This is a genomic window from Streptomyces sp. NPDC002698, assembly GCF_042888945.1.
Taxonomy (GTDB): Bacteria; Actinomycetota; Actinomycetes; order Streptomycetales; family Streptomycetaceae; genus Streptomyces.
This window is the reverse complement of record NZ_JBIAQM010000003.1, coordinates 19,911-33,244: the sequence shown is the minus strand read 5'-3', so window position 1 is coordinate 33,244 and position 13,334 is coordinate 19,911. Positions and strand designations below refer to the sequence as shown.

General features: G+C 75.2%; 11 protein-coding genes. 4 read left to right on the top strand and 7 right to left on the bottom strand.

Annotation, left to right across the window (positions count from 1 at the left end):
* Window positions 1-216: 216 nt before the first annotated feature.
* Window positions 217-1,317 carry a mechanosensitive ion channel domain-containing protein gene (locus ACFYW9_RS04925; protein ID WP_389144901.1) on the bottom strand — a complete coding sequence of 367 codons (1,101 nt, stop codon included), beginning with the start codon at window positions 1,315-1,317 and terminating at the stop codon, window positions 217-219.
* A gap of 269 nt (window positions 1,318-1,586) precedes the next feature.
* Here ACFYW9_RS04925 and ACFYW9_RS04920 point away from each other — a divergent pair, with 269 nt between their 5' ends.
* Complete coding sequence (locus ACFYW9_RS04920) at window positions 1,587-2,123, top strand: HNH endonuclease (RefSeq protein ID WP_326787747.1); 537 nt, start codon at window positions 1,587-1,589, stop codon at window positions 2,121-2,123.
* Between the two features lie 51 nt (window positions 2,124-2,174).
* Here ACFYW9_RS04920 and ACFYW9_RS04915 read toward each other — a convergent pair whose 3' ends face one another.
* From ACFYW9_RS04915 to ACFYW9_RS04890, 6 genes are all read right to left on the bottom strand, one after another.
* Entirely contained in the window at window positions 2,175-2,801 is a 627-nt protein-coding gene (locus ACFYW9_RS04915) for a hypothetical protein (protein WP_389144898.1), read from the bottom strand.
* 23 nt (window positions 2,802-2,824) lie between these two features.
* Window positions 2,825-4,378 carry a hypothetical protein gene (locus ACFYW9_RS04910; RefSeq protein ID WP_389144895.1) on the bottom strand — a complete coding sequence of 518 codons (1,554 nt, stop codon included), beginning with the start codon at window positions 4,376-4,378 and terminating at the stop codon, window positions 2,825-2,827.
* Window positions 4,375-5,133, bottom strand: coding sequence for an ABC transporter ATP-binding protein (locus tag ACFYW9_RS04905; RefSeq protein WP_351863021.1), 759 nt, complete (start codon window positions 5,131-5,133; stop codon window positions 4,375-4,377). Before ACFYW9_RS04905 ends, ACFYW9_RS04910 begins: the two co-directional genes overlap by 4 nt.
* A gap of 95 nt (window positions 5,134-5,228) precedes the next feature.
* Entirely contained in the window at window positions 5,229-6,185 is a 957-nt protein-coding gene (locus ACFYW9_RS04900; RefSeq protein WP_389144892.1) for a zf-HC2 domain-containing protein, read from the bottom strand.
* A complete protein-coding gene (locus ACFYW9_RS04895) occupies window positions 6,182-6,802 on the bottom strand; it encodes an RNA polymerase sigma factor (protein ID WP_389144889.1) in 621 nt (206 codons plus the stop codon). The genes ACFYW9_RS04900 and ACFYW9_RS04895 overlap by 4 nt, the downstream gene beginning before the upstream one ends.
* 33 nt (window positions 6,803-6,835) lie before the next feature.
* Window positions 6,836-10,177 (bottom strand): beta-N-acetylglucosaminidase domain-containing protein, encoded by a 3,342-nt coding sequence (locus ACFYW9_RS04890; protein WP_389144886.1) that lies wholly within the window; start codon window positions 10,175-10,177, stop codon window positions 6,836-6,838.
* Between the two features lie 238 nt (window positions 10,178-10,415).
* On the opposite strand from ACFYW9_RS04890, the gene ACFYW9_RS04885 reads away from it, so the two are divergent.
* Genes ACFYW9_RS04885 through ACFYW9_RS04875 form a run of 3 tightly spaced genes read left to right on the top strand, consistent with a single transcriptional unit; the run spans window position 10,416 to window position 13,137 of the window.
* Window positions 10,416-10,685, top strand: a complete 270-nt coding sequence (locus ACFYW9_RS04885) for a hypothetical protein (RefSeq protein WP_389144883.1) — start codon at window positions 10,416-10,418, stop codon at window positions 10,683-10,685.
* A complete protein-coding gene (gene malQ, locus ACFYW9_RS04880; RefSeq protein WP_389144879.1) occupies window positions 10,685-12,841 on the top strand; it encodes a 4-alpha-glucanotransferase in 2,157 nt (718 codons plus the stop codon). The genes ACFYW9_RS04885 and malQ overlap by 1 nt, the downstream gene beginning before the upstream one ends.
* Window positions 12,842-12,897: 56 nt before the next feature.
* Window positions 12,898-13,137: a hypothetical protein gene (locus ACFYW9_RS04875; RefSeq protein ID WP_389144876.1), complete on the top strand. Its 240-nt coding sequence runs from the start codon at window positions 12,898-12,900 to the stop codon at window positions 13,135-13,137.
* Window positions 13,138-13,334: the final 197 nt, after the last annotated feature.

The window sequence follows — 13,334 nt, the reverse complement described above, 5'->3', positions numbered from 1 at the left end:
CCCTGGGCGTTGAGCTCCAGAACAAGGGCCCGCTGTTGGGGCGACAGTAGACGGCTGAACGACGTGGCCGGAATGCGGGGGTCCTGTGAAGAGGGCCGGAATGCGTACGAGCCGGTGGTCAGGGTGCGTACGTCTCAGGTGGCCAGGGTGCGTACGAGAAAGGGGGCGGCACCCGGATGTTCCGGATGCCGCCCCCTTTCCCCTGCCGCCGCCGGCCTACTTCGGCACGCTCGACGGGGCCGGGGCCGGGATGGGCGAGGTCGCCACCGACTGGGCGGACTCCGTGTTGGCGAAGACCGACGGGGCCGCCACCGCGGCCGTCGGGTCGAGGGGATCCTCCTCCGCGGGCGCGGTGGGGCCGCCCACGATGCGGATCTGCGCGGCGTCGAAGGCGCGCTTGATGCGCCAGCGGAGTTCGCGTTCCACGGAGAGGGCCTTGCCGGGCATGGTCTTGGCCGAGACCCGGACCACCATGGAGTCGAGGAGGACGCTGTCCAGGCCCAGGATCTCGATCGGGCCCCACAGCCGCTCGTTCCAGGGCTCTTCCTTGCTGATGGCCTCGGCGACCTCGCCGATGACGGACCGGACGTGGTCCAGGTCCTCCGAGGCGCGGACCGTGACGTCCACACCGGCCGTCGCCCAGCCCTGGGAGAGGTTCCCGATGCGCTTGACCTCGCCGTTGCGGATGTACCAGATCTCGCCGTTGTCGCCGCGCAGCTTGGTCACGCGCAGACCCACCTCGATGACCTCGCCGGAGGCCACGCCCGCGTCGATCACGTCGCCGACGCCGTACTGGTCCTCGAGGATCATGAAGACGCCGGAGAGGAAGTCGGTGACCAGGTTGCGGGCGCCGAAACCGATCGCGACACCGGCCACACCCGCCGACGCGAGCAGCGGGGCCAGATTGATCTCGAACGTGCTGAGGATCATCAGCGCGGCCGTGCCCATGATCAGGAAGGACGCGACCGAGCGCAGGACCGAGCCGATGGCCTGGGAGCGCTGGCGGCGGCGCTCCACGTTCACCAGCAGACCGCCGAGCGCCGTGCCGTCGACCGCCTCGGCGGTGCGGCCCATCCGGTCGATGAGCTTGGTGATCGCCCGGCGCACGAACACTCTCAGTACGGCCGCGATCACCAGCACCAGCAGGACGCGCAGGCCTATGGCCAGCCAGGTCGACCAGTTCTCCTCGACCCAGCTCGCGGCGTGGGTCGCCTTCTCCTGGGCGTCCTGAAGCGTGGGGGTCACACCGGTCGACGTCGAGGGGGACGGCGACGGGGCCGGAGCGGCGGCCAGGGCCGATAGGACGGGCAGGGACACAGCAGGTACCTCCAGGCGTAGCGGTCTGCCCGCGGCGGGGACACAAGGGTGCCGTTCGGGCAGAACCACCACACTAACGGGGCATCGTGTGTGGATCGTTGCCATGCTCAGGGGAGAGACCGTGCTCACCTGGGGATGTAGGGGGTGTGGTCGAAAACACTCCCAGCCCGTTACCGGGACATGGTGGCGCCATCACCAGGCATGAGGGGAGACTGACTGCAGATCGTCCCGGCGCGAGCCACGCGCCGCCGGCGTACAAGGAGGCATCCGTGCCGCACGTCCTGGTCCTCAACGCGTCGTACGAGCCGCTCGGCGTCGTACCGCTCCACCGCGCGCTCGTCCTCGTCCTTGAGAACAAAGCCGTCTCTCTCGAGGAATCCGGCGCCTTCATGCACAGCGCGACCGTTACTGTCCCCGCACCCAGCGTGGTCCGGCTGAAGAGGTTCGTACGGGTCCCTTACCGCGGGCCCGTCCCGCTGACCAGGCGAGCTCTGTTCGCCCGCGACGGCGGCCGGTGCATGTACTGCGGTGGCGTCGCAACCAGCGTCGACCACGTCATCCCGCGCTCACGCGGGGGTCAGCACGCCTGGGACAACGTGGTGGCGTCCTGCCGCCGCTGCAACCACACCAAGGCCGACCGCCATCTGGTCGAGATCGGATGGCGCCTGCGCCACAAACCCGCCCCGCCGACGGGGCTCGCCTGGCGCATCATCGGAACCGGGCACAGGGACCCGCGCTGGATGCCCTACCTGCAACCGTACGGCGCGGACGACGCCATGGCCCGGATCGACGGCATCTCAGCCTGACGATCCGGGCTTTCGCGTTGACTCACGAGGCCCGGCCCGTGCGATCCCGTCTCAGAGGCGGGGTCCTTCGGGACGGGCCCCGCGTGCTGCGCAGAGTGCCGTCCCGATGACGAAGAGTGCGGCACCGGCGGCCCAGGCGCCGTGCTGCGGACCCGGCTGCATGAGCCAGCCCACGACTGTTGCCTTGTTCACACGGGGCGAGGAGGCCGAGAGGTACACGGCGCTGAAGTACAGCGTCGTCGGCATCCAGCTCAGCCGGGCGCCGATCAGCACCGCGCCGCCCGCCGTGATGCCGATGGCCCCCAGCGTGTTGCGGACCATCGCCGCCGCGCCGAACTCCTGCGCGTGTCCGGGCACGGCGAGCGCCAGCAGCGCCGCCGAGAGGGCGCTGAGGAACAGCAGGTGGGCCAGGCGCCGGGGCCACCAGCGGCGTACGGCCGTGTCGTCCAGCTCACGGGTGTACGAGTGGAGGCTCGCGCCGGTCGCCGCCGCGGCCAGCAGCGGGGCGAGCGCGACCAGCGGCACCCTGCGGGACGGGTCGAGGTAGGCGTCCGGACGGCTCGCCATCCACACGGTGAGCAGGGCTGCGCAGGCCAGGGCCGCGAGGGTCGCCGGGATGCCGCGCGAGCGGGAGTACAGCGCGAGGGAGCGGAACCGGTGTCCGGGCTCGGACCACATCGGCGGGGATGTCCGTCGGGCGTTCACAGGGACGGCACCTCGCTCGGCTTCGGGGCGCACTCGGCGGCCGTCGCGAAGTAGCGGCCGAGCCAGGAGCGGCGTTCGCCGTCGCTCATCGCGGTGAGGCGCGCGTACGCCTCGTCCTTCGCCCTGAGCCACGCGAGTTCCTCCGTGTCCCCCTCCTGCCGGGCTTCCTTCATGGAGTACTCGCGATTCCACGCGGCCTGGGGATCCGGGGCCAGCCAGTGCAGTACGGCCTCGTCGGTGACCCTGATCCGCTGTGCGGACGGCTCCTCGCCGCAGTCGAAGCGGACCAGCATGTGGGCCGCCTCCCACGCGTACCGCTCCGGATCGGTCACCTTGCCCCGGACGGCGCTCCAGCCGATGGGGCTGAGCATCGGCAGCTGTGCCTCGTTACGCTGCGGTTCCCGCCACAGGTCCTCGTAACGGACCGGCAGGTTCGGCACGCCCTCCAGCCGGCCGGTGAGGCCGGACAGGGCCCGGGTCACCTCCGGCAGCATGCCCGGATAGGTGCCGTTGACGCAGATGTCCGGGGTGGTCGAGGTGTCGCACACCTGGCGGTGGGAGAGCTGGTTGTCGCGCAGCAGACCGTCGCCCGTCTGGACGAGCAGGACGGCGGCGCCGAGAGCGGCCGCGAACGGCAGCAGCGCGGTGGCACGGCGGTACGCGGTGAGGGCCAGGACCGCGGCGGCGGCGAGAGCGGCCGCCCACAGGGCCGACACCAGCGGGTACCACCAGACGGCGAGGTCGTTGTCACCGACGATGTGGACCATGCAGAGCGTGAGGTAGCGGACGTCGGACCGCTGGGTGCCGAGGGCGCCGACGACGACGTATCCGCCGATCGCGAGCAGCGGGGCGGTCAGCCGGAAGGGGACGGCCCGCCCGGCCGTGTGGCCGAGGACCGCGCAGGCGGCGATGGTGAGGGCGTTCCCCGCGTACACGGTGAACGCGGGTCCGCCGGCCGACGCGTACGGCGCGCAGGCCGCCAGCGCTCCGGCGACCACCAGGAGATGGGCCGCGACCAGCCAGCCGGCGAGCGGCAGGGCGGCCGCCAGAAGCTGGACGAGCGGCGTACGCGCGGTGGAGGAGCGCAGCTCCGCCGTCCGGCGTCTGCGCTCCCTGCCGCCCTGCCAGGAGCCCGCGGCGAGCGCGAACGGGACACCGATCAGGGCGGCGGCGATGCTCAGCAGTTCCGTCGTCGCACCCCAGCTCCCCTGCCACTGATCCGCCTTGGCGGCCACGGTCCAGGCGAGGGCGAGCATCAGCCCGGTGGCCGCCCAGGGGGCGAAGCCGCGCAGCCACTCGGCGCGCAGGGGGTGCGGCGCGGAACGGGGTCTCCGGTCGGGCCGGCTGCCCGGTCGCGAGATCCGCCGGCCGTCCTGGCCGGGCTCGGGTGCGGTGGCGCCGGTCGGGTTCGTGTCCGGGGACGCGTCGGTCGGGCGCGTGTCCGGGTCGGTGTCGGTCGGGTGCGTGTGCGGGTGCGGGTGCGGGACGGTGTCGGCTCGGGCGGGGGTGTGCGCCGGACGGTCTCCGCCCGGCTGGAGGCGTGTGCTCATCGGCCGGCCCCCGTCGCCGCGCGGTGGCCGCGCAGGGCCGTCGTGTAACCGCGTTCGATGGCGTTGCCGTCGGACTCGGGGCCGTCCGCACCGAGCGCCGCGAGCGAAGCGGGCGTGCCGCGGTAGGCGACCCGGCCGGCTTCCAGCAGCGTCACTTCCGTACAGGCCGCGGCCACGTCCTCGACCAGGTGGGTGGAGACGATCACGGTGGCGGTGCGGCCCAGTTCCCGCAGCAGCGCGCGGAACTCGACGCGCTGTTCCGGGTCGAGGCCCGCGGTGGGCTCGTCGAGCAGCAGCAGGCGGGGGTCGTTCACGATGGCCTGCGCGATGCCGACGCGCCGGACCATGCCGCCCGACAGGGTCTTGATCCTGGCGTCGACGCGGTCGGCCAGGCCGACCCGGGCCACGGCCCGTTCGACCGCGGCGTCGGTCGCGGCCCGCGGCAGCTCCTTCAGCCACGCCACATAGGCGACGAACTCCCGCACCGTGAAGCCCGGGTAGTACCCGAAGTCCTGCGGGAGATAGCCCAGTTCGCGGCGGACCGCGCCGCGCTCCCGGTGGCCGCGGAGGTCGCTCCCGAGGAGCTCGACCCGGCCCGCCGAGGGCGCCGCGACCGTCGCGAGGACGCGGACGAGTGATGTCTTGCCCGCGCCGTTGGGCCCGAGCAGACCGTGGACCCCGAGCCCGAAGTCCAGGTCGACGGAGTCCAGCGCGGTGGTCCTGCGGTGCCGCACGCTCAGTCCGGAGACCCGCACGGCGGCCTCCCGCGGGCCGTCCTCGGCACGCCCGGCCGGGGCGGTGGCGGGGTGGTCGGTGGCGCCGAGGGGCGGCACACCGGTCGTGGGGATGTTCACATCGTCTCCAGACGGTCGTACGCGGTGCGGCGCGCGGCGAGGAGCAGGGCGCACAGCACGGTCGCCGCCGCCCAGCAGCCCTGGGAGGCGGCGCCGGTGAAGTAGAGGGAGAGCTGTTCGCCGAGACCGGCCGTCAGGCCGGTTCCGGTGGCCGCGAGGAGAGGGGCCGAGACGGCGAGCAGCCATCCCCCGCCGACCACCGCCGTGGCGGTACGGCAGCCCAGGTACCCCGAGAGAACGAGCGACGCCAGGGTCAGGGCCAGCCCCGGCAGCAGCCAGCCGGCCGTCGAGGGCCCCGCCGGCAGCCGTGCGCCGGAGGACGGCAGGAGCAGTCCCGCCACCGTCAGGCAGGGCGTACTGAACGCCAGTACGGCGGCCGTCCGCGTCAGCAGAAGGCGCAGCCCGCCGGAGGGAGCCGCCGCGGCGATCTCGTGGAGCGGATCGGCGTGGCGCCCGTAGGAGAGGGCGACCCCGGCGACCGGGACGACGGGGGCGAGGGCCAGCAGCAGGGGCCGTACGCCCGCCCATCCGCCCGCGTGGGCGAGGGCGACCGCCCCCAGGGCGACGAGCACCACGGCCCCGGCCCAGGTCCCGCGGACGGCCGGTCCGGCGGCCCACAGGATCCGCGCGAACCGCCCCCCGAAGGCCCGCGCGGCCCTCGGCGCCGCCGCCGGAGCGTGGCCCGGTACGGGTCCGGCCGCCGGGCCGGTGCGGAGCCGCGCGGCGGAGGCGGCCGTACCGGCCGGCGCCGGTTCGCGCACCGCCGTCAGGACCGCGTCGCGGACCTCCGCCAGCACCTGCCCCGCCACGCCCGCCCGCACCGTGTGCGAGACACGCGCGGCGCACGGCCCGCAGCGCTCCAGATGCTTCTCCAGCGACCAGGCGTCCGTCTCCGGGAGGGAACCGTCCGCGTAGCGGGTGACGAGGTCGTCGGGGGCGTGCCAACCGGTCATGCCGGGCCTCCCAGCGGGGACGGAGCCAGGGTCGGACGCGCGCAGGCGCTCTGCGGCGGGTTCAGCTGGGCGAGGGCCTTGCGGAGTTCGGCGCGGGCGCGCAGGGCGCGGGTCTTGACCGTGCCCTCCGGGATGCCGAGGAGACGGGCGGCCTCGCGCGTGGTCAGCCCGTCGACGACCGTGGCCCTCAGCACCTCGCGCAGTTCGGGGGAGATGCGGTCCAGCGCCGTGCCCAGATCGCCGTACTCGAGCCGCGCCAGTACGCGGTCCTCCGCGGACGGCGCGGGCGCCGGCGCCGCGTACTCCACGCGTGCCGCCCGCTCCTGGACCCGCCGCGCGTCCACCAGACGCCGTGCGGCGATCGTCCACAGCCAGCCGCCGGCCTCCGCGCCCCGGTGGCCGGCGGCCGAGCGCCACACCGTCACGAAGGTGTCCTGCAGGACCTCGCGCACGATCTCGGGGTCGGCGCAGCGTCTGGTCAGCCGTGCGTGCAGCCAGCCGGCATGCCGGTCGTACAGTGCGGCCATCGCCGCCGAGTCTCCGTCCGAGACGGCCCGCAGCAGCGCCGCGTCCGTGTCGTCCTCCCGGTGGCCCCCTCGGGGGCGGAACAGTCTCACACCCCGTCTATCGACCGCTTCGGCCCCGCCGGTTCACGGTGCGCCGGATTCCTGCCCTCCGGCCGCCTCCGCGACCGCGTACGCCTCCGCCGACCACAGCGAGTACCCGTACGCCGTGGCCCGCCGCATCCCCTGGACGCGCAGGTAGCGGACGTCGCTCTCGTCGAAGCGGAGGGACTCCCGGCCGCCGCGGCTGTCGTTCACGGTCGTCGCGGTGCGCCACACGCGGCCGTCGGCGGAGACCTGGACGCGGTACGCGGACGGGTGCGCGTCCTGCCAGGTCAGCACGAGCCGGCCGAGGCGCGCCGGCTCGGCGAACCGCACCTGCCACCAGGCGCCGTCGTCCACGGGGGAGGACCAACGGGTCGCCGGGTCGCCGTCGTTGGCCGCCGAGGCCGGGAAGTCGGGGGTCTCGTCGGCGGACGAGGAGGCCGCCGCGGTGCGGGCGAGGTCGGGGCCCGCCGTGCGCGGGAAGGCGCGGACGGTCAGCGTGCGGGTCTGCGAGCCGAAGGCGACCGTCACCTCGTACGTGCCCGACGGCGTTCCCGCCGGGACCGTGACCTCGACGACGCTGTCGACGACGGCGCCGCGCGCCAGGGTCGGCGAGGGCCGTGAGACCTTGACCTCGATGCCCTCGGGGGCCCGCGCGGTCAGCTCACCGCTGACACCGGTGGGACGAAGCGACGTCAGCCGGGCCGTGATCCGCTCCGTGCCGCCGATCTCCACGTCCGCCGTGGAGCGGGCCAGGTCCAGTGCCGCGGCGGGCGCGTCGGCGAACCACGGCACGAGATGGCGGACCTGCGAACGCGCGGGGCCGACCACCCGCAGCGCGTTCACGCGCACGCCCGCCGCACCGATCTCCGCCGCTCCGAGCTCCGTCGCACCCCCGGCGGCGAGGGCGCCGAGGTACCGCCAGCCCTCGCCCGGTACGTACGCCTCGACGAAGCCCGCCACGCCGGGGTCGGTGAGCACGCTCACGTCGGTGAGGGTGCGGGTGCGCGGGAGCAGGACGACGCTGCCGTCCTGCCCGCCGTCCTGCCCGCCGTCCCTCGTCGTGCCGTCGCCCGGCGCGGTCCCGTCGCCGTCCGCGGCGCCGCCTCCGCCGGTCCCCGCCGTGTCCGGGTCACCGGTTTTCGCGCCGCCGTCCCCCGCGGCTCCGGGGCCCTTCGGGGCGTCGTGCCCGGCGGAGGACCCGTCGTCGATGCCCGCCCACTTCTCGTACGCCGTGCGGGCCCGCGTCAGGAACGGGTCGAGCACGCCCGTGCCGACCGTCACCTCGCTCGCCGCGAGTTTCGCGCGCAGCCCGTTCAGCGCGCGGTACGCCGTCCACGCCGCCGTCGCGTCACCGTCCGACTGGGCTTCCAGCAGCGCGACGGCCGTCTCACCGGCCTCGCCGTAGCGCGCCAACTGCTCGGTCCAGGGCTTCACCTCGGTGGCGACCGGGCGGCCGGCCAGCCGCTCGGGAGTCTCGCGCATCACCGCGAACGCCGCGCGCAGCCGCTCGGCCGCGCGCTCGCCCGCGGCCCGGTCCGTGGTCGTCCGCGCCTGCCAGAACGCCTCCATGAGCGGGCGCAGATAGGCCGACTCCTGGCCGCCGAGCACGGAGGACGCCTCGTTCCCGGCCAGCGCGCGCAGCGCGTCCGCGCTCCGGGCGTCCCCGCCCGCGAGATCCTCGATCGCGGCCTCCCAGGACTCCTGGGGCCGGTAGTCCCGCGGGTTCCACGCGTAGTCGGCCGTCGTGAACAGCGGGATGCGGGAGGCCTCCGCCTGGGGCATCGCGTTCGCGAGCAGAGCCGCCGAACCCGTGGCCACCGCCGGGTCGCGCCCCTGGTAGGGGCCGAGGAACATCCGGTCCTGCGCGTAGTCGTTGACGGGGTAGTTGTCCATGGTGACGAGCGGGTGGCTGCCGAACACCGAGCGGGTGCGCGCCAGTTCGCCGCCGGTGATGGTCTTCGGCACGACACCGATGCCCGTCCACGCGACCTCGACGTTCCTGTCCAGGGCGCCCGCCAGCTTCCGGCGGTAGTCGGTCGAGCCGTCCTCGTAGTACTCCGTCGGCATCAGGGACAGCGCGGCCACGTCCGGGTGCCGTGCGGCGAGATGCCGGGCCACGGCGTTCGCCACCCGTGCCTGCGCCTTCGCCGCCGCCTCGGAGCCGGAGCCGAACGCGTCCGCGTCCGCCCCGCAGTGCCACTCGGTGTAACTGACGTCCTGGAACTGGAGCTGGAAGGCCCGGAACCCGAGCGCCCACATGGCGTCGAGCTTGCGCGTCAGGGCCTTCACGTCGGCGTCCGAGGAGAAGCACATCGCCTGCCCGGGGGCCACCGCCCAGGTCAGCGTGACGTGATTGCGGCGCGCCCGCTCCGCCAGGTCCCGGAAGCGGGCGCGCTCCCCGGCCGGGTACGGCTCACGCCAGCGCGCCTGCCGGAAGAGGTCGTCGCCGGGCGCGTACACATAGCGGTTCTGCTTGGTCCTGCCCATGAAGTCGAGCTGCGCGAGACGCTGTTCGGGGGTCCACGGGCTGCCGTAGAACCCCTCGGTGACGCCCCGCACGGCGGTGCCGGGCCAGTCCCGGACGACGGCACCGGCGATCCGGCGGTCGGCGCCGACGAGCCGGCCCAGTGTCTGCACCGCGTGGAACAGGCCGTCCTCGCCGACTCCCGCCAGGGCGACGGTGTCCCGTCCGCCGGTGCGGCCGACGGCCAGCCGGTAGCCGCCGGAGGGGAGATCGGCGCGGGGCGCGGCGCCGAGCGCCGTGAGCACCCGCTCCAGGGAGCCCGACGCGGCGAGCGCGCCGGTGGAGGAACCCGCGCCCGCCCGGCCGGTGTCCGCCGGTTCCGTGCCCAGGCGCACCACCAGCGCGTGCGCCGGTAGCGCGTCACCGTCACGCGCCGTCGTGATCGTGCGGGCGCCGGCCCGCCGCAACAGCGCGCGCAACGCTTCGAGGGCGTACGGGTCGAGGTCGAGATCACTGTCCGGGGCGTACGCGGCGACGCTCACGCCGGGGGCGTACGGAGTCAGGGGCGTGCCCGGGACGTACGAGCCGGCCGGGGAGAGCGAGCGCGCGGCGCCGGACGTGTCGGGCGACGGCGTGACCAGGACGACCTCGTCCGTGACCGTGACCGCCGTGCCGTTCGCGCGCAGCGACTGCGGACGGGGCCAGACGGCGGGCACCCCGCCCCCGATGGTCTCGCGGTCGTCCGCGGAGGCCGCCGGACCGGGTGCCGCCGCGACGGCCGCGGGGGCCGCGCCGAACGTGCTCGCGACCACGGCGAACGCGAGTGCGGTCACTCCTTTTCCACGCCCGAGTCGCACGGTTCCCCCTCGTGGCCCGCCATCTCGGCTGCGGCTTAGGTGTGCGGTCGAGCCCACCATTCGGGTGGTGAAGGTGTCAACGAGAGTGGCCGAAGTGCCGGGATTACCCCAGCCTGGAGGCGTGGCCCGGGCCCGTGGGGCGGCGACGGAGTGTGACCAGGAGCACGTTGTCCGCCCGTGCGCGTCTGCCGTCGCGCCCACGGGGTAGGGCTGCGGTGACCGCCCGGGGCATCCGTTTCCGGCACGAACCGCCGGAATGCCCCCGGCCGCCGTATCCGACCTCGACAAGGAGGCCCCCGTGGCCGCATCGGCACACCTGCTCCTCACGGCCCTGTCCGAACGCGCGGCGGAGCCCTCCGTCCCCGGCCCGCGCGCGGGCCGGGCGGCCGTCGAGCCCGAGGGCGCCCACCTGTGCCTGCTCAGCTCGGAAGGCGCCTGCTCCGCGGCGCCGCTGACCAGCGAACCCCCGCTGCCCGACGCCGAGCCGCTGACCAGTGAGCCGCCGCTCGCGGACGCCGCGCATCTGACGAGCGAGCCCGTCTCGACCGGCGCCGCGTCGGGGGTCTGATGGCACCCACCGGGCCCGCCGAGCCACCGCGGACGGCATCGGAGCCGGCGCCGCGGATGCCCCTGTCCGAACTCGCCGAACTGCACGGTGTCGCCACCGAGTACAGCCCGTCCCCCGGCCGCACGGTCGCGGCCCCGGACACCGCGCTCGTGGCGATCCTGGCGGCGCTCGGCGTCGACGCGAGCACCCCGGACGCCGTCCGGACCGCCCTCGCGCTGCACGAGGCCGAGGCCGCGGAGCGGCTGCTGCCGCCGACCCTGGTGTGCTGGGGCGGACTCGTCCCCGCCGAGGTCGCCGCGCTGCCGGACGGCACCCGCCTGCGCGTCACCACCGAACAGGGCGAGTCCCGGACCTCCGCCGAGAACCTCCCGCCCGGCGTCCACGGCCTGCACGCCACCGCCCCCGACGGCCGCGCCGCCACCGTCCACCTCGTCGTCGCCCCCACCCGGCTGCCCGCGCCGCCCGGACGCGCCCACGGCCTGCTCGTCCAGCTCTACTCGCTGCTCTCCCGCCGCTCCTGGGGCATGGGCGACCTCGGCGACCTCGCCGAGCTGACCGCCTGGGCGGGGCGGGCGCTGGGCGCCGGATTCGTCCAGGTCAACCCGTTGCACGCGGCCGTACCCGGTGACCCCACCGACCCCTCCCCGTACCGGCCCTCCTCCCGCCGCTTCCCCGACCCGGTGCACCTGCGCGTCGAGGACATCCCCGAGTACCCCTACGCCGAGGACCAGGACCGGCTGCGTACGCTGCTGGAGCGCGCCGAACGGCTGCGCGACTCCGTGCTGCGCAAGGGCGCGCTCATCGACCGCGACGCCGTGTGGGAGCTGAAGCGCGAGGCGCTCGCCGTGGTGCGCACCGTGCCGCTCGGGCCCGGACGCCAGGCCGCCTACGCCGACTTCCTCGCCGAGGAGGGCCAGGCGCTGGAGGACCACGCCATCTGGTGCGCGCTCGCCGAGGTGCACGGCTCCGACTGGCGGAACTGGCCCGCGGCCCTGCGCGACCCCCGCTCGCCCGCGACCGCCCGCGCACGGGCCGAACTGATGGACCGGGTCGACTTCCACAGCCGCCTCGCCTGGCTCACCGAGGCCCAGCTCGCCGGCGCCCAGCGTTCCGCGCGCGACGCGGGCATGACCGTCGGGCTCGTGCACGACCTCGCCGTCGGCGTCCACCCCGACGGAGCGGACGCCTGGGCCCAGCAGGAGTACTTCGCGGCGGGCACGACCGTCGGGGCGCCCCCCGACGCCTTCAACGCGCGCGGCCAGGACTGGGGCCTGCCGCCCTGGCGGCCCGACCGGCTCGCCGCCTCCGGATACGCCCCCTACCGCCGCCTGCTGCGCGCGCTCCTGCGCCACGCCGGCGCCCTGCGCATCGACCACGTCATGGGCCTGTTCCGGCTCTGGTGGATCCCCGGGGGACAGCCGCCCACCGAGGGCTCGTACGTCCGCTACGACGCCGAGGCGATGCTCGCGATCCTCGTCCTGGAAGCCTCGCGGGCCGGAGCGCTGGTCATCGGCGAGGACCTCGGCACGGTCGAACCCGGGGTGCGCGAGACGCTCCAGGAACGCGGAGTGCTCGGCACCTCGGTGCTGTGGTTCGAACGCGACTGGGACGGGGACGGACTGCCCCTGTCGCCCGACGACTGGCGTGCCGACTGCCTGGCCACCGCCACCACCCACGACCTGCCGCCCACCGCGGCCCGGTTCACCGGCGAGCACGTCGAACTGCGCGACCGGCTGGGCCTGTTGACCGGCTCCCTCGACACGGAACGGGCGGCCGCCGCCGCGGACGTGCGCGACTGGCTGGCGCTGCTCTCCCGGCTCGGGCTGCTGCGCGGCCCGAGCGGCGGGGCCCCCGCCTCCGTGGAGGAGGCCGAGATCCAGGCCGTGCACCGCTTCCTGACGCGCACCCCGGCCCGTCTGATCGGCGTCTGGCTCCCGGACGCCGTCGGCGACCGCCGCCCGCAGAACCTTCCGGGCACCTGGGACGAGTACCCCAACTGGCGCCTGCCCGTCGCCGACGCCGAGGGCCGCCCGGTGACCCTGGAGGAGCTGGCCGCCTCGCCCCGGCTGCACGCCCTGATCGACGTCGTGCGGGCGGAGACCGGCCGGACGGCCACGCCCGGGAGCCCTCCGGACCCGCCGCGCCGTGCCCCGTGACCTCCGTACGGCACCCCGGACGCGCGGCCCGGTCGGGTGTTCGCTACGTTTGCACCGTGGACAAGAAGAACGCTCTGCGCGCCGGTGCCCTGGCGGCCGGTACGACGCTGATGATGCTGCTCATGTCGTCTCCCGCGCTCGCGCTGACCCGCGACGACGGCGACGACCCCGGCTCCCACCTGAGCGTGGTCGAGACGCTCGGCCTCTACGTCGTGCTGCCGATCGCGCTGTTCGCGGGCATCACCGCCCTCGTGATGGTCCTGGACAAGTCCCACAAGCAGCCGAAGCAGGGCTGAGCCCCGCTCGGTCCACACCGGCTCTCCGTGGGGGGGGGGGGGGGGGGGGGGGGGGGGGGGGGCGGCGGGCCGCCCCCCCCCCGGGGGGGCGCCCCCCCCGCCCCGCCCCCCCCGCCCCCCACCCCCAGCACCAGCGCCCCCCCCCCCCCCCCCCCCCCCCCCCCGCCCCCCGCCCCCCCCCCCCCCCCCCCCCCCCC